This window comes from Pseudomonas sp. 10S4, from assembly GCF_034344865.1.
GTDB lineage: Bacteria > Pseudomonadota > Gammaproteobacteria > Pseudomonadales > Pseudomonadaceae > Aquipseudomonas.
The window spans coordinates 4630083-4652114 of the sequence record NZ_CP133774.1; the positions used below are offsets into that span (position 1 = coordinate 4630083).

Annotated in this window: 18 protein-coding genes and 4 pseudogenes; 12 read left to right on the plus strand and 10 right to left on the minus strand. The window is 57.6% G+C overall.

The window, feature by feature from the left end:
• The first annotated feature begins 19 nt into the window (after window positions 1-19).
• The 3 genes and pseudogenes from RHM58_RS21775 to RHM58_RS21785 all read left to right on the plus strand — a co-directional run bounded on the left by RHM58_RS21775 (window position 20) and on the right by RHM58_RS21785 (window position 2109).
• Window positions 20-469: a hypothetical protein gene (locus tag RHM58_RS21775; protein ID WP_201257342.1), complete on the plus strand. Its 450-nt coding sequence runs from the start codon at window positions 20-22 to the stop codon at window positions 467-469.
• Window positions 470-521: 52 nt separating this feature from the next.
• A pseudogene (locus RHM58_RS21780) lies at window positions 522-1585 on the plus strand (hypothetical protein).
• 170 nt (window positions 1586-1755) lie between these two features.
• Window positions 1756-2109: a DUF1428 domain-containing protein gene (locus RHM58_RS21785; protein ID WP_201257340.1), complete on the plus strand. Its 354-nt coding sequence runs from the start codon at window positions 1756-1758 to the stop codon at window positions 2107-2109.
• Between the two features lie 15 nt (window positions 2110-2124).
• Here RHM58_RS21785 and RHM58_RS21790 read toward each other — a convergent pair whose 3' ends face one another.
• Entirely contained in the window at window positions 2125-2319 is a 195-nt protein-coding gene (locus RHM58_RS21790; RefSeq protein WP_201257339.1) for a hypothetical protein, read from the minus strand.
• A 60-nt stretch (window positions 2320-2379) separates the two neighbouring features.
• On the opposite strand from RHM58_RS21790, the gene thpR reads away from it, so the two are divergent.
• Window positions 2380-2916, plus strand: coding sequence for an RNA 2',3'-cyclic phosphodiesterase (gene thpR, locus RHM58_RS21795; protein WP_322268156.1), 537 nt, complete (start codon window positions 2380-2382; stop codon window positions 2914-2916).
• Window positions 2917-3104: 188 nt separating this feature from the next.
• Here thpR and RHM58_RS21800 read toward each other — a convergent pair whose 3' ends face one another.
• From RHM58_RS21800 to RHM58_RS21820, 5 genes and pseudogenes are all read right to left on the minus strand, one after another.
• Window positions 3105-4202 carry a polyamine ABC transporter substrate-binding protein gene (locus tag RHM58_RS21800; RefSeq protein ID WP_322268157.1) on the minus strand — a complete coding sequence of 366 codons (1098 nt, stop codon included), beginning with the start codon at window positions 4200-4202 and terminating at the stop codon, window positions 3105-3107.
• A 259-nt stretch (window positions 4203-4461) separates the two neighbouring features.
• On the minus strand, window positions 4462-5346 hold the full coding sequence (locus tag RHM58_RS21805) for an ABC transporter permease subunit (RefSeq protein ID WP_201257337.1): 885 nt from the start codon (window positions 5344-5346) through the stop codon (window positions 4462-4464).
• Window positions 5343-6257 (minus strand): ABC transporter permease subunit, encoded by a 915-nt coding sequence (locus tag RHM58_RS21810; RefSeq protein ID WP_201202578.1) that lies wholly within the window; start codon window positions 6255-6257, stop codon window positions 5343-5345. Before RHM58_RS21810 ends, RHM58_RS21805 begins: the two co-directional genes overlap by 4 nt.
• A pseudogene (gene potA, locus RHM58_RS21815) lies at window positions 6254-7398 on the minus strand (polyamine ABC transporter ATP-binding protein). The gene RHM58_RS21810 and the pseudogene potA overlap by 4 nt, the downstream one beginning before the upstream one ends.
• 374 nt (window positions 7399-7772) lie before the next feature.
• Window positions 7773-8536: pseudogene (locus RHM58_RS21820) on the minus strand (gamma-glutamyl-gamma-aminobutyrate hydrolase family protein).
• Window positions 8537-8816: 280 nt separating this feature from the next.
• Between RHM58_RS21820 and RHM58_RS21825 the strand changes: the two are divergent.
• From RHM58_RS21825 to RHM58_RS21850, 6 genes and pseudogenes are all read left to right on the plus strand, one after another.
• Complete coding sequence (locus tag RHM58_RS21825) at window positions 8817-10193, plus strand: glutamine synthetase family protein (protein ID WP_201189043.1); 1377 nt, start codon at window positions 8817-8819, stop codon at window positions 10191-10193.
• 314 nt (window positions 10194-10507) lie between these two features.
• Window positions 10508-11997: pseudogene (locus RHM58_RS21830) on the plus strand (aldehyde dehydrogenase).
• Between the two features lie 52 nt (window positions 11998-12049).
• On the plus strand, window positions 12050-13333 hold the full coding sequence (locus RHM58_RS21835; RefSeq protein ID WP_322268158.1) for an NAD(P)/FAD-dependent oxidoreductase: 1284 nt from the start codon (window positions 12050-12052) through the stop codon (window positions 13331-13333).
• A gap of 356 nt (window positions 13334-13689) precedes the next feature.
• Window positions 13690-14238 (plus strand): cupin domain-containing protein, encoded by a 549-nt coding sequence (locus tag RHM58_RS21840; protein WP_201189038.1) that lies wholly within the window; start codon window positions 13690-13692, stop codon window positions 14236-14238.
• A gap of 155 nt (window positions 14239-14393) precedes the next feature.
• Window positions 14394-14951: a hypothetical protein gene (locus RHM58_RS21845; protein ID WP_322268159.1), complete on the plus strand. Its 558-nt coding sequence runs from the start codon at window positions 14394-14396 to the stop codon at window positions 14949-14951.
• Between the two features lie 287 nt (window positions 14952-15238).
• A complete protein-coding gene (locus RHM58_RS21850; RefSeq protein ID WP_322268160.1) occupies window positions 15239-15709 on the plus strand; it encodes a GNAT family N-acetyltransferase in 471 nt (156 codons plus the stop codon).
• Between the two features lie 63 nt (window positions 15710-15772).
• Here the strand turns inward: RHM58_RS21850 and RHM58_RS21855 are convergent, their stop codons facing one another.
• The 4 genes from RHM58_RS21855 to RHM58_RS21870 form a co-directional block, all read right to left on the minus strand.
• Window positions 15773-16066 carry a fructose-bisphosphate aldolase gene (locus RHM58_RS21855; RefSeq protein ID WP_322268161.1) on the minus strand — a complete coding sequence of 98 codons (294 nt, stop codon included), beginning with the start codon at window positions 16064-16066 and terminating at the stop codon, window positions 15773-15775.
• Between the two features lie 606 nt (window positions 16067-16672).
• The gene (locus tag RHM58_RS21860) at window positions 16673-16891 is read right to left on the minus strand and encodes a PLDc N-terminal domain-containing protein (protein WP_201257331.1); all 219 of its coding nucleotides are present in this window, start codon (window positions 16889-16891) and stop codon (window positions 16673-16675) included.
• Window positions 16892-17015: 124 nt separating this feature from the next.
• Window positions 17016-17501, minus strand: coding sequence for a GNAT family N-acetyltransferase (locus tag RHM58_RS21865; RefSeq protein ID WP_322268162.1), 486 nt, complete (start codon window positions 17499-17501; stop codon window positions 17016-17018).
• Between the two features lie 66 nt (window positions 17502-17567).
• Window positions 17568-19580, minus strand: a complete 2013-nt coding sequence (locus RHM58_RS21870; RefSeq protein WP_322268163.1) for a hypothetical protein — start codon at window positions 19578-19580, stop codon at window positions 17568-17570.
• Between the two features lie 760 nt (window positions 19581-20340).
• On the opposite strand from RHM58_RS21870, the gene RHM58_RS21875 reads away from it, so the two are divergent.
• Window positions 20341-20670 carry a hypothetical protein gene (locus RHM58_RS21875; RefSeq protein WP_201257328.1) on the plus strand — a complete coding sequence of 110 codons (330 nt, stop codon included), beginning with the start codon at window positions 20341-20343 and terminating at the stop codon, window positions 20668-20670.
• A gap of 286 nt (window positions 20671-20956) precedes the next feature.
• On the plus strand, window positions 20957-21829 hold the full coding sequence (locus RHM58_RS21880) for a DNA/RNA non-specific endonuclease (RefSeq protein WP_322268164.1): 873 nt from the start codon (window positions 20957-20959) through the stop codon (window positions 21827-21829).
• The last annotated feature ends 203 nt before the right edge of the window (window positions 21830-22032 follow it).

The following is a 22032-nucleotide window of genomic DNA, read 5'->3' on the forward strand; positions in this document are numbered from 1 at the left end:
GTGCTCCTCGGATGGGTCGATGTCCAGAAAGAAACGGGAAAACAAAGTCAGCGTGACGGCGGTCAAGGCCAGGCAGGTCAGCAGATGGATCAACATGGTTCGCCCCTCTGATGCAGGGTTTGCGTTGGGTATGGGGCTGATCCTGCGCTGGACGGTTTTTTTGCGGAAGGCTTTCATTACGATGGTGCATATCGACAGGAATGATGGTGAAGCTTTTTTCATCGTTTTTGCGGGCCGCATCGCGAGCAGGGATTGCATCGGACCCGTAGGCGCGAGGCTTGCCCGCGAAGGCGATGTGACGGACGCCGGGATCTCTAGTGGATTTGCAGGCCTCTTCGCGGGCAGCCTCGCTCCTACAGGGGAGTGCATTTCAGATGTGGGAGCGGGCTTGCTCGCGAAGGCGGTTTCAAGGGCGCCACCATTCTCCAGACGAACGGCCAAAACCCGCGGCCTATACTCAACTCAATAGCTTTATGAGCACCGGGCATTTCGTTCGGGGGCGACTGTAGGACATCGCGATCTTGAACCTGCGTTCGCTGATCGTTGCCGTGATGCTGGTGTTGGCGGGGTGCGCCACGTCTGCGCGTGCCCCAGTGCCGGAACCAGCGGTATTCGTCTCACCCAGCACCTGGCAGCAGGTGGACCGGGAGATTGTCAGCGCCTCGCAACAGGCCACCGAACAGGCCCGACAGTTCGCGCGTGGCTCAATGGAGCACTGGCGCACCCGGGTTTACGAACAGACCGAGGAGAAGTTCATCCCGTGGTTCAGCAGTTACTGGACCCAGGAATGGCTGTCGATGAAAGTCAGTGTGTACACCTTGAGTGCAGGCGGCGAGCAGGATGCCTCGACCAAGCGCTTGGCTGCCTATTTGCTGGAGCAGTATCAGAAGCGGGTGCTGGCGCCGGTGGCGGTGGAAATTGATCCCGACGCTATCCTCGCCCAAGCCACAGTGTTTTATGTGCAGACCCTTAGCCAGCAAATGCAAGTCATCGCCCAGCGCCATGGCATACCCATCGCGCAGCTCAACGGCCGGATTCAGAAAGTCCCCGCCATCGCCCTCGGACCGCCTCCGGCCCGGGATGCCTCGCTGTATCAAGTCGTCAGTACCGAGCCGCTGAACGCGTTGCCGGCTTACGCGGCGTTGATCGACACGATCCACAAGGCCGGCGGTGACAAAAGTATCGCCTCGCCAGATGCCGGCATGGCGCCGGTAGCCAAGCGCGTCAGCCAACGAATGGAGGCCGAGATGGCCCTCGTGGCGCGGCCAGTGCGGTGGCTGCAGCCGCCGGCAAACTGGCCGGGGGCTTGATCACCGTGGGGGTGGCGGGGATCCGGGCGATCATTCAGGCCAGCGACCGGCCGGACAGCGAGGCGCTGATCCGCAGCAGCCTGGGCAACACGTTCGACAAGGCCTGGACGAAACTGCTGCAGAACCCGACCAGCGGCGTCATGGCCGGGACGCTGTACATGGCCAAGCAGGTTGAGGGCAGCCTGGGGAGCAGCGTTGAACCGTCGGTCGGCTCGGGGGAGGGCACTGTCGATTTGAGCCCGAGCGGATCGACTACTCAACAGATCGACCCCTGACCAATGCCACCAAGTCGCCAAGAATGCACACCGTCCCTGTGGCGAGGGAGCTTGCTCCCGCTGGACTGCGCAGCAGTCCCATTCTTTGGGGCCCAGCGGGAGCAAGCTCCCTCGCCACAGGTGCAGTGTCACAACCGGTATTGGCCTTTAACCCATGCAGGAGAATGACCATGTCTTACATCGATGGCCTAATCGCCGCAGTCCCCACCGCCAATCGCGAAAAATTCAAGAAGCACGCCGAGATCGCCGCCGGGATCTTCAAGGAGGCCGGTGCCTTGAGCATCACTGAATGCTGGGGCGATGACGTGCCGGACGGCAAAGTGACGTCGTTTCCGATGGCAGTGAAACTCAAGGAAGACGAAACCGTGATTTTTTCCTGGATCGTCTGGCCCGACAAGGCCACCCGCGATGCCGGGATGCAGAAAGTCATGGTCGACCCGCGCATGCAGCAGGACGTCAATCCCATGCCGTTCGATGGTCAGCGCATGGTCTTTGGCGGTTTCAAAGTCCTCGTCCAGGCCTGACAAACGACCACAGGGTCACTCCGATGATGGGGTGATCCTGCAACTCTTGCGGTTGCGGATTTCACTGTCCGTCGGCCGCTCCTTGATGAACTCGAAACGCGGCTCACCTTCGCTATAGTGAACCAGCCAGCCCCATTCCAGCTCGGACTCAGCCTGGCCGGGTCTCGGTGGCATCGCCCACCATGGCTCTTTGCTGATGATTACTCGCATGGCGCCCTCCCGTTAATTCGGTTGGTTCAACTATAACGTGCATGTCAGGAGGTGCCAGGCGTGAGCGATGAATCCCTTGAACCGGTCAAACGGCTGTTTTTTGCCTTGAACTGTGCGGCGCCGCAGCGGCGGGCGATTGCCCAGTGGCGCAGCGCGCTGCAACTGCGCAGTGGACGCCCGGTGCCGGCGGAAAACTTTCACCTGACGCTGATGTTTTTGGGGGCGGTGGGCGTGGCGCAGATTTCGGATATCTGCACCGCGGCAGCGAATGTTCGGGTGCCGGGCGTGCCGTTGCGGGTGGTGCTTGATCGCCTGGATGTCTGGCGCAAGCACGGCGTCATGGTGCTCGCGTCGGAGCAGGCGTCGCCGGAGTTGTTGCGGCTGGTTTACGCACTGGAGCAGGCGATGTTGCCGTTTGGATTCGAGGATTCGCCGAAGGAATTTCGACCCCACCTGACGTTGATGCGTGACTACCGATTGCCGGTGCCTGAGTCGACTGAGCCTCCCGAGTTTGTCCTGCGGGCCGAGCACTTCACGCTGTTCGAATCCCATAAGGGTCGCTATCGAGCGCTGGCCGAGTGGCCGCTCGCGCCCTGAATCGGCAGCACAAAAAAAGCGCCCGAGGGCGCCTGAAATTCACCTTGACCGAGGAAGCCAGGTGAGGCCGTTCGAAGGAAAAGCAGCGGTGGTAAGGCGCTGCGTGAACGGAAGAGGGAAAAGCGGATATCTGTGTTGAATGTGATGGCCTCATCGCGAGCAGGCTTTGCTCCTACAGGGAGTGCGGGTTATTTACCGAGTTTCACCCGCGTCCAGCCCCGGGTCATGACCCGCTGAATGCCGATTGGCATGTCCGGGATGGCATACAACGTCGCCATCACTTCTTGCGGCGGGTACGAGCCCGGGTCGTCACGAATCGCTTCATCCACCAACGGCGTCGCCGCCGCGTTGGCGTTGCTGTAGCCGATGTTGTTGGTGATCTCGGCGATGATGTCCGGGCGCATCAGGAAGTTCATGAACAGGTAAGCGTTCTCGACGTTCGCCGCGTCCCGTGGGATGGCGACCATGTCGTAGAAGCTGCCAGCGCCTTCTTTCGGGATGCTGTAGTCGATCTTCACCGTGTCGCCGGCCTCTTTGGCGCGAGCCTTGGCCTGCAGCACGTCACCGGAATAACCGACCGCCACGCAAATGTTGCCGTTGGCCAGGTCAGAGATGTACTTCGAAGAATGGAAGTACGCCACCGACGGTCGAATCTTCATGAACAGCGCTTCAGCTTCAGCAATCTGGCCCTTGTCCTGTGAATTCACCGGGTAGCCCAGATAGTGCAGGGCGGCCGGGAGCATTTCGGTTGGCGAATCCAGGAAACTGATGCCGCAGGCTTTTAGCTTGGCGGCGTTTTCCGGTTTGAACAGCAGGTCCCAGGAGTTGGTCGGCGCGTTGGCCCCGAGTACTTCCTTGACCTTGGCCGGGTTGAAACCGATGCCGATCGAGCCCCACATGTACGGGAAGGCGTGACCGTTATCCGGGTCGCTGGCCGATGCGTTTTTCAGCAGCACCGGGTTGAGGTTTTTCCAGTTCGGCAGCTTCGATTTGTCCAGCGTCTGGTAGACGCCAGCCTTGATCTGCTTGGCCAGGAAACTGTTGGACGGCACCACGATGTCGTAGCCGGATTTACCGGCCAGCAAGCGGGCCTCAAGGGTTTCATTGCTGTCGAATACATCGTAGGTCACGCGGATGCCGGTCTCGTCTTCGAACTTCTTGACGGTGTCCGGGGCGATGTAATCCGACCAGTTGTAAACACGCAGAACCTTGTCGTCGGCCTGGGCAACCGTAGCCATGGCGCCCAGTAAGGACAGTGTCAGCAGAGTCCTGCCAAACATTTTCATCGGTACAACTCCATTCTTTTTATTCAAAAACGCAAAGCAAAAGTGCGGTGAACACAAGACCTGTGGTTAGGGGCTTGTTGTGGTGAGGGGGCTTGCCCCCGTTGGGTCGCGAAGCGGCCCCAAAACCTGCTGCGCAGGTATATCAAGCACACCGCGTTCACCGACTTTACGACTGCTTCGCAGCCGAACGGGGCAAGCCCCTCACCACAACAAGCCCTTCACCACAGGTTTTGTGGTCACTTAAGTAAAAGCAAAGACACTAGGCCGCCACTTCAACTCGTTGGTTTTTCGGTTGTGACCAGGATTCGCTGGCCGTCTGGTCCATCGCTTCCTGGATCGCACGTTTGCGGGTGGCTTCGGCGCGGCGGCTGAAGTACCAGACCATAAACGTGACAATCGACACCGCCAGCAAAATCAGACTGGCCACAGCGTTGATCTCCGGTTTCACACCCAGACGCACCGCCGAGAACACTTCCATCGGCAGAGTCGTCGAACCAGGGCCGGACACGAAGCTCGCCAACACCAGGTCATCCAGCGACAGGGCAAACGACATCATGCCGCCGGCCGCCAACGATGGCGCGATCATCGGAATGGTGATCAGGAAGAACACCTTCAACGGCCGCGCACCGAGGTCCATGGCGGCTTCTTCGATGGACAGGTCCAGCTCACGCAAACGCGCCGAAACCACCACCGCCACATACGCCGCACAGAACGTCGTGTGAGCAATCCAGATCGTTACCAGGCCACGCTCTTTCGGCCAGCCGAGTAATTGAGCCATCGCCACAAACAGCAGCAACAGCGACAGACCGGTGATGACTTCCGGCATCACCAATGGCGCCGTCACCAGGCCACCGAACAGCGTGCGGCCCTTGAATCGAGTCACGCGAGTCAGCACAAACGCGGCCAATGTCCCCAACGCCACCGCGGCAATCGCGGTGTAGCAGGCGATTTCCAGCGAGCGCATTACCGAGCCCATCAGTTGGGTGTTGTCGAGCAAGCCGACGTACCACTTCACCGACCAACCGCCCCACACCGTCACCAGTTTCGAGGCGTTGAACGAGTAGATCACCAGAATCAGCATCGGCAGGTAGATAAACGACAAGCCGAAAATCAGCATGAACTTTGAAAATCCGAAGCGTTTCATCCCCGTGCCTCCATCTCTTTGGCCTGGCTGCGGTTAAACAGCAGAATCGGCACAATCAGGATCAACAGCATCACCACCGCCAGGGCAGACGCCACCGGCCAGTCGCGGTTGTTGAAGAACTCTTGCCACAGCACGCGACCGATCATCAGGGTCTCCGGGCCGCCCAGCAGTTCCGGAATCACGAACTCACCGACCACTGGAATGAACACCAGCATGCAGCCGGCGATAATCCCGTTCTTGGCCAGCGGCACGGTGATTTTCCAGAAGTTGTTGAAGTTGCTCGAACCGAGGTCCGACGCGGCTTCCAACAGGCTTTGATCGTGCTTCACCAGGTTGGCGTACAGCGGCAAGACCATGAACGGCAGGTAGGCGTAAACGACCCCGATGTAAACGGCGGTGTTGGTGTTGAGGATCTCGATGGGTGACGAAATCAACCCGGTCCACATCAGGAATGCGTTGAGCAAACCGTTGTTGCTGAGGATGCCCATCCACGCATAAACGCGGATCAGGATTGCGGTCCAGGTCGGCATCATGATCAGCAACATCAGGACGTTTTGCGCTTCCTTGCTCGCCTTGGTAATCGCGTAGGCCATCGGGAAACCGATCACCAGGCACATCACCGTACTGAAAAACGCGACCTTCAACGAACCGAGGTACGCCGAGATGTACAACTCATCCTGAGTCAGCAGCGCGTAGTTGCCGAGGTTCAGCAGCACTTGCAGCTTCTGGTCGACGAAATTGTAGATCTCGGTGTACGGCGGAATCGCCAGCGCCGCTTCCGAGAAGCTGATCTTCATGACCAGGAAGAACGGCAGCATGAAAAACAGGAACAGCCAGATGAACGGAATGCCGATCACCATTTTGCGCCCGCTGGGGACCAATCTCAGGAACTGCTGATTGAAGGTTTTCATGAACGCAGTACCACGCCGCTGTCGTCTTCCCACCACACGTAAACCTGGTCGTCCCAGGTCGGACGTGCGCCCCGGCGTTCGGCGTTGGCCATGAACGACTGGACGATCTTGCCGCCAGGTAATTCGACGTAGAACACCGAGTGGCCGCCGAGGTAGGCGATGTCATGCACTTTGCCCTTGGACCAGTTGTAGCGCTGCTCGGGCTTGAGGGTGCTGACCAGCATTTTTTCCGGGCGGATGGCGTAGGTGACTGACTTGTCCTGCACCGAAGTGCTGACGCCGTGACCGACGTAAATCTTCTGTTCCAGGTCCGGGCTGTGGATGATCGCGTGACCTTCGAGGTCTTCCACAACGGTGCCGTCGAAGGCGTTCACGTTGCCGATGAATTCGCAGACCATGCGGCTGACCGGCGCTTCATAGATGTCGACCGGGCTGCCGATCTGGGCGATCCAGCCCAGGTGCATGATCGCGATGCGTTCAGCCATGGTCATGGCTTCTTCCTGGTCGTGGGTCACCATCACGCAGGTCACGCCGACCCGTTCGATGATTTGCACCAGTTCCAGTTGCATCTGCGAACGCAGTTTTTTATCCAGCGCGCCCATTGGTTCGTCGAGCAACAGCAGCTTCGGACGTTTGGCCAGGGAGCGGGCGAGGGCGACGCGCTGACGCTGACCGCCGGACAACTGATGGGGTTTGCGTTTGGCGTATTGGGTCATGTGCACCAGACGCAGCATCTCTTCAACGCGGGCGTCGATTTCGCTGGCGGACAAACGATCCTGCTTCAGGCCAAAGGCGATGTTCTGCGCCACGGTCATGTGCGGGAACAGCGCTGAAGCGACTGGAACATCATGTTGATCGGCCGCTCGTAGGGCGGCATGTCGGTGATGTCCACGCCGTCGAGCATGATCCGCCCTTCGGTCGGGCGCTCGAAACCGGCGAGCATGCGCAGCAGGGTCGATTTACCAGAGCCGGAACCACCGAGCAGGGCGAAGATTTCGCCCTGATAGATTTCCAGGGACACATCGTCCACGGCGGTGGTTTCGTCGAACTTCTTGGTCACGCGATCGATTTTCACCAAGACCTTTTTCGGTGCCTGGTGACCTTCAAGAGCCTTCCTGTAAGTGCTGGAGGCATTTGCCATGTGAAACTCCCAACAGGTTTCAGTCGTCGGGCCAACGCGGCCTGACTTAATAGTTGATTGCAAGCCTGAGCTGTACGACGCCAGTCAATTCAACGGTGAGCCCCTGTGGGAGCGGGCTTGCTCGCGAAAGCGGTGTATCAGGCAGCATCAATGTCGACTGACACTCCCTCTTCGCGAGCAAGCCCGCTCCCACCCTGGATTTGCGTTTGGCTCACTGGCATCACCCATACCGCTCGGGCTTATTCGGCGCCGCCGTCCTGGCTGCCTGGTAGTACTTGTTGTTATCGCGGTGTGTTGTTGTCGTGAGGGACGGGCGCACAAACGCGCGCCCGCCTGGCCCACGGGGGCAGTAAATGGATCAAATGTGTTTTACGTCAGCGCGAGTTGCGCAGCGCCGCGCGTTTGCGGCACGCGTCACCAAACGCCTGGAAAATACTCAAGTAAGGAGGGTTGCTCAGCACCTGCCATTCCGGTCGCCGATGTGCACGCCGACCGCGAAGGTCGGGCTGTGATCCACCGAAATCGCCTCGATCAAACCGTCCGGCGCAATCGCTTCGGCGCGCAGGCCGGGAGCGAGTCGGTCGATGCCCTGGCTGTGAATCGAGTTCACCTGGAACACCGTCGGCAGACCCATGGCTTCGAATACGCCGCCCGGTTGCACAGTCACCGCATGAGCCGGCGCGTACTGCACCGCCAACTCCGGACTGTCCGCCTCGCGATGATCGAGCATGCCGGGCAATTCGTGGACCTTCTGATGCAGGCTGCCGCCGAACGCCACGTTCATCTCCTGGAAGCCGCGGCAGATGCCCAGCACCGGCACGCCGGCGGCAATCGCTGCACGCAATAAAGGAAGAGTCGTGGCATCCCGCGCCGGATCGTGATCCGTGCCGGGTGCGCTGGCGGGGCCTTGATAGTGGAAAGGTTCCACATTCGAGGGTGAGCCGGTCAGCAACAGACCGTCGAGCTGCGCGAGCAGGTCCTCGATTTCGGTCAGTTCGCCCAAGGAAGGAATGACGACGGGCAGCCCCAGAGCCGCGACGCTGACAGCACGTAAGTACTTGTCGCCGCTGACGTGGTAGGGGTGCAGGCCAATCTGTTTGACGCACGCTGTAACGCCGATCAATGGCTTGAATGCCATTTTTATCACCTCGAAGTTTCACACTTGAACGAGCTTTTCCGGAGCTTAGCCTTGTTGATTTTAATTAACAACTCTCATGTAAAAAATTCTAAACGCCGGTCGTCCGATCCTCAGGATTTACACGGTGCGCAGGACTTCCCTGGCACTCGCGTGCCCATAAAAGGCCCGAAAATAAAGGTTGAAAGGCCAAGTGTTCGCTATTGACTTCACTTTGTCTTTCGGATTGACTGGGCTCGTGAACATGAAGTGAACATAATAATTAACAGCTAATAGGTGCATCATGTCGGTCCCTCTGCGTGCCGTTCAACTCAACGAAGCAAACGCATTCCTTAAGAAATATCCTGAGGTTTTGTACGTCGACCTTCTGATTGCGGATATGAACGGTGTGGTGCGCGGCAAGCGCATCGAACGCACCAGTCTTCATAAGGTTTACGAAAAAGGCATTAACCTCCCGGCGTCGCTGTTTGCTCTGGACATCAATGGTTCTACGGTGGAAAGCACCGGCCTGGGTCTGGACATCGGCGACTCAGACCGAATCTGCTTCCCCATCCCAAACACCCTCAGCATCGAGCCATGGCAGAAGCGCCCAACCGCGCAACTGTTAATGACCATGCACGAACTCGAAGGCCAGCCGTTCTTCGCGGACCCTCGCGAAGTACTGCGTCAGGTCGTGAGCAAGTTCGATGACATGGGCCTGACGATTTGCGCAGCCTTTGAACTCGAGTTCTACCTGATCGACCAGGACAACGTGAACGGTCGTCCGCAATCGCCACGCTCGCCAGTCTCCGGCAAGCGTCCGATGTCGACTCAGGTGTACCTGATCGACGACCTCGACGAATACGTCGATTGCCTGCAAGACATCCTCGAAGGCGCGAAAGAGCAGGGCATTCCTGCTGACGCCATCGTCAAGGAAAGCGCCCCGGCGCAGTTCGAAGTGAACCTGCATCACGTCTCTGATCCGATCAAGGCCTGCGACTACGCGGTGTTGCTCAAGCGTCTGGTGAAGAACATCGCCTACGACCACGAGATGGACACCACCTTCATGGCCAAGCCGTATCCGGGCCAGGCGGGCAATGGTCTGCACGTGCACATTTCGATTCTCGACAAAGAAGGCAACAACATCTTTGCCAGCGAGGATCCCGAGCAGAACGCCGCACTGCGTCACGCGATCGGCGGTGTGCTCGAGACCCTACCGGCGCAGATGGCGTTCCTGTGCCCGAACGTCAACTCGTACCGCCGCTTCGGCGCGCAGTTCTATGTACCGAACTCGCCAAGCTGGGGCATCGACAACCGTACCGTTGCGGTACGTGTGCCGACAGGTTCCGCGGACTCGGTGCGCATCGAGCACCGTGTTGCCGGCGCCGATGCCAACCCGTACCTGTTGATGGCCTCGGTCCTGGCCGGTATTCACCACGGCCTGACCAACAAAATCGAGCCCGGCCCACCGGTCGAAGGCAACAGCTACGAGCAGAACGAGCAGAGCCTGCCGAACAACCTGCGCGATGCATTGCGCGAGCTGGACGACAGCGAAGTCATGGCCAAATACATCGACCCGCTGTACATCGACGTGTTCGTGGCGTGCAAGGAAAGCGAGCTGGCCGAGTTCGAGAACTCCATCTCCGACCTTGAGTACAACTGGTATTTGCACACCGTCTGATGGCTATTGAATAACCCTGTAGGAGCTGCCGAAGGCTGCGATCTTTTGACTTTGCTTTTTAAGGTCAAGATCAAAAGATCGCAGCCTTCGGCAGCTCCTACAGGGGATTTGTGTCGTTCACAAACCGTGCGGACAACACCGATCAAATGTGGGAGCGGGCTTGCTCGCGAAGACGGCGGCATAGTCAACATGGATGTCGCCTGACACACCGCTTTCGCGAGCAAGCCCGCTCCCACAGGGATCGCTGTTTTCTGATCCTAAATGGGTTGGCTTTAGTCCGACGACTACTTATTCCCCTGCGTCGAGTCACAACAATGACAAACACTCGCAGCGACTGGGAGCAACGCTTTCAGTCCTTAACAATAGAAGGCCGCGCCTTCATCGACGGTCAGTACCGCGCAGCACTGAGCGGTGACACCTTCGAATGCATCAGCCCGGTCGACGGCCGCTTTCTGGCGAACGTTGCCAGCACCGATGAAGCCGACGCCAACGCAGCCGTAGTGGTTGCACGGCAGACCTTCGAGTCCGGCATCTGGGCGCGTTTGGCGCCAGCAGAGCGCAAGCGCATCCTGATCCGTTTCGCCGACCTGATTCTGGCGAACCAGGAAGAGTTGGCCCTGCTCGAAACCCTCGACATGGGCAAGCCGATCAGCGACTCCATGAGCATAGACATTCCAGCGACCGCCAACGCGATCCGCTGGAGCGCCGAAGCCATCGACAAGATCTACGACGAAGTCGCGGCCACGCCGCACGACCAACTCGGCCTGATCACTCGCGAACCAACAGGCGTTGTCGCGGCCATCGTGCCGTGGAACTTCCCGTTGATCATGGCCAGTTGGAAGTTTGCCCCGGCCCTGGCGGCGGGTAACTCGTTCATCCTCAAGCCTTCGGAAAAATCGCCACTGACCGCGATTCGTATCGCGCAATTGGCGCTGGATGCGGGCATCCCGAAAGGCGTGTTCAACGTCTTGCCGGGCTACGGTCACACCGTCGGCAAGGCGCTGGCGTTGCACATGGACGTCGACGTGCTGGCCTTCACCGGCTCGACCGCGATTGCCAAGCAACTGCTGATTTACGCCGGGCAGAGCAACATGAAACGCGTTTGGCTCGAAGCTGGGGGAAGAGTCCAAACGTGGTGTTTGCCGACGCGCCGGATTTGCGCGCGGCAGCACAAGCAGCGGCCGGGGCGATAGCCTTCAACCAGGGCGAAGTCTGCACCGCTGGTTCTCGTTTGCTGGTGGAGCGCTCGATTCGCGAGCAGTTCATTCCGCTGCTGGTGGAAGCACTGCAAGCCTGGAAGCCAGGGCACGCCCTCGATCCGGAAACCACCGTCGGCGCCGTGGTTGATCAGCGTCAACTGGACAACGTGTTGCGCTACATCCAGATCGGCAAAGACCAGGGCGCGCAACTGATCGCGGGCGGCAGCCGTACCCTCGAAGCCACCGGTGGCCTGTACGTGGAACCGGCAATTTTCGACGGCGTGACCAACGCCATGACCATCGCCCGGGAAGAGATTTTCGGCCCGGTGCTGTCGCTGATCACCTTCGACACCGAGGAAGAAGCGCTGGCGATTGCCAACGACAGCATCTTCGGTCTGGCGGCGGGCGTGTGGACCAGCAACCTGAGCAAGGCCCACACCTTCGCTCGCGGCTTGCGCGCCGGCAGCGTCTGGGTCAACCAGTACGACGGCGGCGACATGACCGCGCCGTTCGGCGGGTTCAAGCAGTCGGGTAACGGTCGGGACAAATCGCTGCATGCGTTCGACAAATACACCGAACTCAAAGCGACCTGGATCAAGCTCTAATACTTCTACAGCGGCGGTCGCTGGCACGTGCCAGCGGCCATCGGAGAAACCTATGAAACAAACGCATGTAAACAGCTACTACGCCGCGACCCGTAACTTCACCGGCGACTTCCCGGTGCTTGAAGAACTGGTTGAGTGCGACGTCTGCATCATCGGTGCCGGCTACACCGGTTTGTCCTCGGCACTGTTCCTGGCCGAAGCCGGCTACAGCGTCACCGTGCTCGAAGCCGCCAAAGTCGGTTTCGGCGCCAGCGGTCGCAACGGCGGCCAACTGGTCAACTCCTACAGCCGCGACGTCGACGTGATCGAAGAACGCTACGGCGACAAGACTGCCGAAGTCCTCGGCAGCATGATCTTCGAAGGCGCCGATATCATCCGTCAGCGCATTCAGCACTACGACATCCAGTGCGACTACAAGCCCGGCGGCATCTTCGCTGCGCTGAACAAAAAGCAACTCAAAGGCCTGGCCGAGCAGAAAAGCAGCTGGGAACGCTACGGCAACAAAAACCTGAAAATGCTCGACGCGGCGGACATCCAGCGTGAAGTCGGTTGCGACAACTACGTCGGCGGCCTGCTCGACATGCAGGGCGGCCACATCCACCCGCTGAACCTGGCGCTCGGCGAAGCCTCGGCGATCATCGGCCTGGGCGGCAAGATCTACGAACAGTCGGCGGCGGTGGAAATCACCTACGGCGAACCGATCACCGTGCGCACCGCCAAAGGCGTGGTTCGGGCCAAGTACCTGCTGATCGCCGGCAACGCCTATTTGCCGCAAGACCTCGACAACCGCGTCACGCGCAAAAGCATGCCGTGCGGCTCGCAAATCGTCGTCACCGAACCGTTGTCCGAGAAGGTTGCGCGCAGCCTGATCAAAAACAACTACTGCGTCGAAGACTGCAACTACCTGCTCGACTACTATCGCCTCACCGCCGACAACCGCTTGCTGTATGGCGGCGGCGTGGTCTACGGCGCCCGCGAACCGGATGACATCGAGCAACTGATCAAGCCGAAAATCCTCAAGACCTTCCCGCAACTCAAGGACGTGAAGATCGACTACCGCTGGACCGGCAACTTCCTGCTGACCATGTCGCGTATGCCGCAATTCGGCCGCATCGAGAAAAACGCCTACTACATGCAAGGCTACAGCGGCCACGGCGTCACCTGCTCGCACCTGGCCGGCAAACTGATCTCGGAAATGATCCGCGGCGACGCCGAACGCTTCGACGCGTTCGCCTCGTTACCGCACATGCCAATGTTCGGCGGCCGCACCTTCCAGGCCCCGCTCACCGCCATGGGCGCCGCGTACTACGCACTGCGCGATCGCTTCGGCATCTAAGCCTGCCGCAATCCCACAGGGGATCCAAGCCAAGCACAAAATCTGTGCCCAGCCGAGATCAAAACTGTGGGAGCGGGCTTGCTCGCGAAGAGGCCATATCAGCCACCTTCAATACCCCCTGAAACACCGCAATCCCAAGCAAACCAACCCCAAAACTCACGCACCAAAACCGATCAACATCAGGCCCACCAGCCTTTTTCACCCACCACCCATCGAACCTGCTGAGCAACACGAACAAACGTGATTTAATACCCGCCTTTCACTTTTCCGGGACAGGGAAGCGGTGTTCCTCGCGGCCAAAAGTCGCCCGCCATCCACCCCCATAACCCCTTAAGTACTTCACACATAAGGCTGTCATGGACACGGGCTCACGACTCAAATTAGTACGCGAAAGCTACAAAATGTCCCAGCGCGAGCTGGCCCGGCGTAGCGGCGTCACCAATGCCACCATCTCCCTGATCGAACAGAATCGCGTCAGTCCCTCCGTCAGTTCCCTCAAAAAACTGCTTGAAGGCATCCCGATGTCTTTGGCGGACTTCTTCACCTTCGACCAACCACCGCGTGAGCATCAATACGTGTTTCGGGCTAACGAACAGCCGGACCTCGGGCGTCACGGGCTGCGGTTGCTGCTGATTGGCGCTTCGGTGCCGAGCCGGCAGATGCGCTTGTTGCGCGAGCAGTACGCGCCAGGGGCTAGTTCTGGTGAAGAGCCAATTGTTCACTCGGAAGGGGAAGAGTGCGGGCTCGTGACTCGGGGCACGGTGGAGTTGACGGTTGATGGGCAGATTAGTGTGCTGAATGCCGGGGATGGGTATTACTTCCCGACGACGCTGCCGCATCGGTTTCGGAATATTGGGGCGGATGAGGCGGAGATTATTAGTGCGAACACTCCGGCGAATTTCTGATAAATAAGGATGCTGCCCCATAATGTGCGCATTATTAACTTAACAACTTAGCGCGAAATGGTCGGGGCATAAGCGTTCTGCTGAAAAATTGAGTTTTTTAATATTTTAATTGGCTAAAGTATAAGATTTTCTCTATCTTGGTAAGTGGATGTATCATGGAAGCTAGCACATTGTGGAAGCAGTTGACGTTGCCAGTTGTGGCTGTAGCATTGCTACTCAGTACCGCAGCTATTTCTGGATTGCTGTGGTACTCGGCATCCAATAATTTGACATTTCTTATCTGGGGAAAGGAGTTTGGTGCGGTAGCAAATAAACCGCTCCAAAAATCGACCGATGAGAAGGTAGAAAAACTGGAAGAGAGAATAAAGCTTTTGGAGCAACATATTGCGGCGGACGAAGCAACCTCCGATTCAAAAAAATCTTCCGCTGTTAATATAGTAAAACCTTTAAGCAAAACACGTATTTTAGATTATGGTCAGCAGTGGGAAGAGAAAGAGCTGTCGTTCAGTATCAGCTTGGAAAGCTTCTCCCGTCTCGATGATGTTTCAAAATTTACTGTCCGAATTAAAACGCCTGAGTCACCTCTATACGAGACTTACGTTTATAAGGGGTGGCATCGTAATTTTGATGTTGGTGCGCGGAAGATGACGTTGAGTATTATTGATGCGGATGTAAATATTGGTAGTTTAACTATTTCATTGACTGAGTCTTAAGCGTTATTTCCATGGTGGATACACGGATCGCTTTGTTAACCCACAGATTGGCAATTAGAAAGTTGGTGCATTTATTTTGCCACCAGAAATTGACAAGCCGGATTAACCCAAACACTATCTGATGATGACCTACACACACCGCATGAACATGATGTGCTCCTCCATGACCGCTTCCGGCGGGCCATGAGGTCATGCGTTCATAGGATTTGACGTAGATACCCAAAGCCCCGCCAGAAATGGACGGGGCTTTTTAGTTCTCGGTCCACGGATGGCTAAAGGAGAATGAAATGCTCGAGATCAGACGCGCTACGCCAAGCGATGCCCAAACGGCGTTCGACATACGCTTGCAAGCGATACGGCACCAATGCATTGGTGCTTATACCGAGCAGCAGATGCTCGCCTGGACAGCAGGAGCCGCCAAGGACGGGTACGACAGCCTTATGGAGAAACACTTTTATCTGGGCTGGATTCAGGGTGAGCCGGTGGCGACAGGGATGCTTGATCTGGAGAGCAGCGAAATCGGCGCGATCTTTGTGCTGCCGGGTTTTATGGGGCAGGGTATTGGGTTGAAAATCCTGAATCACTTGGAAGGTTTGGCGCGGGATTTGGGGCTGGAGGAAGTCAATCTGGATTCCACATTGAACGCGGCCGACTTTTACCGTCGGTGCGGTTTTGTGGGTGATGTGCCTGCTATTTACCATTCACCTTCGGGGCTTCAGTTGGCTTGTGTGCCTATGGTGAAAGGGCTTTTGTTTTAATTGGAGTAAACAACCGGTCATAAAAACCCGCAGTAATGCGGGTTTTTTACGGCTTTAATTTGGTCACTGACTCTTGGGCGTATCAAACCCACGCTGCTCAATCACCCGAAACACATCGCGCACATCCTGGACCATGATCCGGGCGATGTTGGTGACGGTGTTGATGTCGTTTTCGGCGTAGTCCGGCAGGCTGGTGCAGGCCATGAGGTTCAGGTATTTGAGGACGGCGTTGAGGCGTTCGCTGACGCAGTTGTGGAGTTCGCGTATTGGGGCTTCGGTGTCGATGAGGAGGACGGGGTAGTCGGTAGCGAATTGGGACATTGGGATGAAGCGGCGAGGCGGATTGTTCGTTGTCATAGGATCAGCTCTTCAAAAGATACGAATTGCCACCTTTCTGCTGCGAAACAAATGGGTGGCAGCTATGTGCGGGTTCGCAGACCGGAGAAGAGACTAAAACCGGCAGACCCGAAGGTCTCCCACACACAGCCGCCATAAAACGTAACGGTGGCGAATTTTGCCACAGTTGCTATTTGACGGTGTGTATCACTTCTACAGGGCTGCGAAACCCTATCGCCAATTGCTGTCGGCGACGGGTCGAATATAGGTGTCCACTTTGGTGCTCGCAACCGAGGGGTAGGACGCCTTTAACGCCATTGAGGTGAAGGGTATTTGCCGCGTTTAGTGACGAAGCCCTTGTAAACCGGGCGTTCGGAAATGTCTTAGGAAATCGCGGGCAGGGGATTGGGGTTGCTTCGCTGCCCAGCGAGGGCAAGCTCCTTCATCACGGCGGGGGTTTTCCTACGCGTTTTTCGGACGTGAAGATCAAAAGATCGCAACCTTCGGCAGTTCCTACGCCGATTGTGGGATGGCAGGTCGCTTGGCGAGTCAGGTAGAAATAAAAAAGCCCCGAATCACCGGGGCTTTGTTCTTTTGAATTTTCGCAGTGCTCAGATCGGTATCGGGTTATTGCCTGGCCTGCGGTGAATGCGGGTCGTGCGCAACGTGCTTCGGTCCGGCGAAGGCCCACAGGATGAGCCCAATCAACGGCACGAACACGATCACCACGATCCATACGCCTTTGTTGTCCACTTTTCCCGTGCTTTTGACCACTCTGTTGATCGCCCACAATTCAACCAGCAAAAGAATTGCGGCGAGTACGATCCAGATCGTTTCGATTTGCATTAGCCACCTCCTGATAGTCATTCAGTTAGGCGGCCGGTCGCGGGCAGGGTTCATTTTATTGCGGTGCAAAGCTCCACCAACGCCTCGCGCTTTGGCGCGTACAGCAAACAGACTCGTTTGTTTCTCAGCTCGGTACAGGCCAGAGCATTGTCTGAACCCTGATGTGCGGGTGACTGGCTAACGGTTCCCATTCATCGATGAAGGTGAAACCCTGCCTTAGATAGAAGTTCGAAGCTCTTGCGTTGTCCGGAGCGACGTCCAGAAAAACGTGTTCGTGGCTTTTTTCAATCGCGCGAGATTTAACTGCCTCAACCAGCTGAGTGGCCACGCCAGAGCCCCGCTCAGCAGGTTCAACCCACATTCCAATCAAGTTATAGCGATTCGATTGACTGACCGCGGCACCGATCATGCCGATTGGTTTGTCTTCCTTGAGGGCCAACCAGAACTGCGTTCCGGTGACTGAAGAGGCGCGCTCTTTCCATTGCTCGTCAGTGTAATTAGCGGCGGTTTGATAACTCACACCGAACGCCGTCGGCGCGTCCAGCAGTGCCGCGAGGCGGACGTGCTTCAACAGCATCCAGTCTTTTTCTTCCGTGAATCGAATGTCCATGACCTTCCTGAATGGGAGTGGGTGAAAAGGGGACAGATCTATTTTTTTGTAAATTTTAAAGCGTGACTAGCACCAATCACTCAGCGCCGATGTATCCAACGCCTGCCACGCTTGGGCATTACCCATTTGATCTTTCGTCAGCCAAAGGCCAGCGCTCGGGCACAGGTCTTCGGCGGGGATTGCCAGCAGGTCGCTCAGCGTTATCACCGTGACCGAGCCGCGATCTCTGTCATCCTCGGCTTCCCAGTCGCGCTCAAACAAACGCACCTTCAAAACCTCGGCTTTAAAACCTTCAAACTGCGGTCGATTGCGCAGCCACTGGGGTGAATGCCTCAAGGTTCGCGCCTGAACATCCAACAGCAAGATCTGCCATGCCATCCGACCTCCATGATCATCGTCGACGTCGGTATGAAGTCGAGTCAGCGCGAGATAACGGGCATCCTCGGACCAGATCATCGAAGGCGCGAGATCGCTGATGGCGCAACCAGACGCCGTCAGCAGATGCCCGCCGAGGCGTGGGCTCTGGACGCGCAGCCAGCTGTCGGCGTATTCGGTTTCACAGCCGAACAGCCACGCGGCATCTTTATCCTTCGGGGCTGGCTGGATGAAGTTACCATCGGCTATCGCCGATTGCGGCTGTTTAACCAGGCGCCAGTCGGGGAGGGCGGTCAGGCCTTGTGGGCTGACATTCAGCTCACACCACTCATAGTAAAGTCGCGAGTCCTGTCGATACTGGCAAAACTCAGCGGCATCGTCCGCCTCGGGTGGCGCTTGATCAATGCGTTGCAACGGAGTGCTTAGCCGATCCTGATTCAGGCGACCGCGAATCACCGCCACGCTCAGTTTCAGTCCACGAAAATCCAACAATCGTGCAGCCAATAGAGGTGGGCTGTTCATCAATTGCCGTTCCTGTGCGTCCGCCACCACCACATGACCTGCGGTGGCGGGCGGCAGGGCGAACGGTATCAACGCAATGTAACGCCCGGTGTTTGACACGCGATGATCGAGCAGCCAAACCCCTGGCAACGCCCAGTCGCCAATCCGGCAGCTATAACCGCCGAGCCCGAGGCTGTTGTCTTGCTGCCAAGTAAATTGAGCCCGGGTTTTACCGCTCAAGGGTGCCGACTCGACCATCGTCGCGCCGCGCTGCCCATCACCCGTCAGTGGCACAGCCAATTGCACGCGAGTCAGTTGCCGCTCCGCGACCTGAATTCGACCATTCGAGTCGTGGCCAACCTGAGCATCACAGTCGCTGTGGACGCTGTGCAAGCCGTAACCATAGCGACCGCGATCCGGCTGCGGGTAGTCGAAGTAGGACGCTAGCCGCAGGTGGTGGTCATCCAGCGCCAGGGGTTCGCTCCAACCCATGGAAGGTTCGCTGTCGGCGGGTGTCCACGGGCAGGGCAGTGTTTGCCAACCTCGGTCTGCGTGCCAGAGCCAGTAGTCGAGGGCTTGCGGTGGCTCATCATCCATCCGTGCACGGCAAGCGAAAGAGCGGCCATCGGGATTCCAGATGATGGCGGTATCGGCCGTGATCAACAATGAAGTGGGCTCACCGTTCAGGCTCACACGGTATTCCGGATTCCTCAGCGGGTCGCAAGGTTGTGGCAGTTCGCGCAGGCTGGCCGGCAGCGCCAGAGTCCCGCCCAGGCGTTGCTTGCCATCGGGGGAGGTGTTCAGGAGCGTTTCGCGTGCAAGGTTTTTCTGCCAGTTACCCGGCTCAAGCCAAAGGTCAGCAACGGCTACCAGGCTGATTTTTTCTGCCGTCGTCAGCAGTTGCTCCAGGCTGATCTCCCGTGAACCGTTGTCGACCAAAGGGCTGTAACGCCCACTCAAGGTGTCGTCGTTAAAGGCATCCAGTTCCCAAAATTCATCACACGAACACTGGTAGAGCTGACGCAGTTGACGATCCAGAATCACCAATCCCCATGCCTGGCGCGAGGGTAACGGTGCGGCGAAATAACGTCCGTCATTCGAGAAGCGAGCCGACGACCCAAGGCTCTGGAGCAGCACCCCATCGGGGAACAGGTAATCGCACAGGACCGGCCCGCCCATGGCGATTTCACTGTAGTTGAACACGCGGATGGGCTCCCCTCGGGTGTCTGTCGGGGCTCATCCCCACCCCAGGCACTGGCGCCGCCGGAAGACTGACCACCTGATTTTTTCGCCGACGACTTGGCCTGCGTCTTATCGACAAGGCCAAAACGTCGTTCCAGATGACTGACGCACGCCAGCCCGGAAAACATCACAGCCGCTGCCCCGGCGATGTCCCAGTATTGCGGCAACGCCCGGCCCAGATTAAAACCCAGACCTATTGCGGCAGAGGTCATGAGCCTGGCAAACCCTCGACCGGTTCTCAGCCAACCGGCCCGTGCCGCCAGCCACATCAAGGCAGCACAAACCAGCACCACACCGAGCGCCCAGAGCAACGGTATGACCGTTACGAGGAATATCGGGATCAACAGCACGGCGATTTGCCAAAGCAGATCGAGCAGTAATCGAGGCAGGTTTTTTCGTCAGCGCGTTGATCGGAAGAGTGGGGCACCAGGACCTCGACAATAGATGGGCAGTTTCAAAAATGGGCTGAATGGTTTATCGACCTACCAATGGGTAATGCTTGATGCGACAGGCATAGTCATTGCCACCGCCTTTACAGATGCCATAAAGGTTTAATGGGACTGATTATTGGGGGCGTCTGAAACGTTGTTCCGCGTCAGGTGATTTTGGCAGCAACTCTGCAACAAATGGTTTTATTTTGTGCCCTGACGATCTTGCGGTCGGTCTCAACCTGATTCGGCAAGGTCTGCCGACTGTCATTGCCCAACGATTGGATTTACGGATGAAACCAACGCTACGCCTCCCGTTCTACACACAGAAAATCATCGCCATCACCACCTTGTTTCTGTTTCTCACTGGCTGCGTCGGCGTGATGGTCTCGGTGCCGGAAGAGCGCACAAGCTACACATCCCCCGACTTGACCACGCGGGCGTGGTGTGGGGTCACGCTTTGGGCGGTGATCGTGCCGATTCCCTTGCAATTGCCGGTGTGCACGCTTCACCAAGGGCAGTATTTGACGTCGCCTTTTTATGCCTGCGGCCCGCTAATGTTCCTGGGCGGTCTTTCTCCGATTTACGAAGGGTATGGGCTGTGTGGAATGTTTCCCAAGTAGTCGTGACCAGCCGAAGCCACTTCATCATGTAAGGTCCGTGCGGGCAGGAACCTCCCTCGACGAGTCTTGGCGATCAGAATGCAAACGCCACCCAGCACTAATGTGACTTGTCATGGTCAATAAATCCCGCACGACCATCAGCGGTCGTGCGACTCGCATCGGTATTTAGATCAAGGACAGTAAAAGCATGCTCGCCGCCATGTAATCAAAAACCACCGCCACTTGGTTCCGTGAATCGGGACTCGCCGTACGTATTCCCCTCTATCCAATTCGAAGAATTTAAAGCATGCACCTACGCAAAATTGCAGTTGGGCTCTCGGCCCTTGTTTTGCTCTCGACCGGGGCGCAAGCCCGCAGTCTGCTGGATCTCCTCAAGCCGCCCACCGAGCATCAGGAACAAACGCATCGCTCTGGCTCGATCAGCCAGAACGCGGCCCTGGACCTCTATTCAAGCAAACAGCAACAGGCATCGTTTGACGGTTGCGCCGATCTGTTCCCGGCTGCGAAGCCGATCAACCTGGCCACTGTGCCGGCAACCATGAAACCCCTGGCGTTGTGTTCCGACAACTTCGCGGTGCTGTACTCGCAAACCAGCAAGACGCCGATAGTCGTGGTCGAACGCCTTAATTCGGCTCAGTTGCAGGACGCCAAAGGGGAGGAGCGCACCAACCAGTTCTACCCGGACCCACGCATCCCCAAGGGTGCTCGGGCCGAGTTGAGCGATTACCGCAGCCAGCATCCGGCCGTGGACCGTGGCCACCAATCCCCGGCCGCCGATGCACCGAGCCCCAATGCCATGGCGCAGTCCTTTGCGCTGTCGAACATGGTGCCGCAAGACCCTACCAACAACCGGAAGATCTGGAGCAAGGTCGAGGCTGACGTCAGGAAGTTTGCCAAGCGCGCCGATGGCAATGTGTTTGTCTTTACCGGCCCGCTCTTTGATGAAGGCCACGCCACCATCGGCGACAACAAGGTCTGGGTGCCGACTCGCCTGTTCAAGCTGGTTTACGATGTATCCTCCAAGCGCGCCTGGGCCTACGTACTACCCAACGCTGAGACCCGTATCGAGAAGCCGATGGACTACGATACTTTCGTGAAAAGTACCGGGCTCAAGTTGTTGGGCAATCTACCGGTTACCGGTTCCGTAGGGCGCACTTGATGGCTTGACGAACCGCTCCCGGCCTACCTGAAAAGAACAGAAAAAACCCGCAACCGAGTGCGGGTTTTTTTGCTTGAATGGTGCGCGTTATCCCTGACACAAGTTCCTCGACGAAGACGTTGGCGAAACCTTCGAAAATCTTGGCAAGGGTTCGTGTCGGCTTGCTTTGATCGAGAAGTAGTTATCAAGCAGATACAGGATCA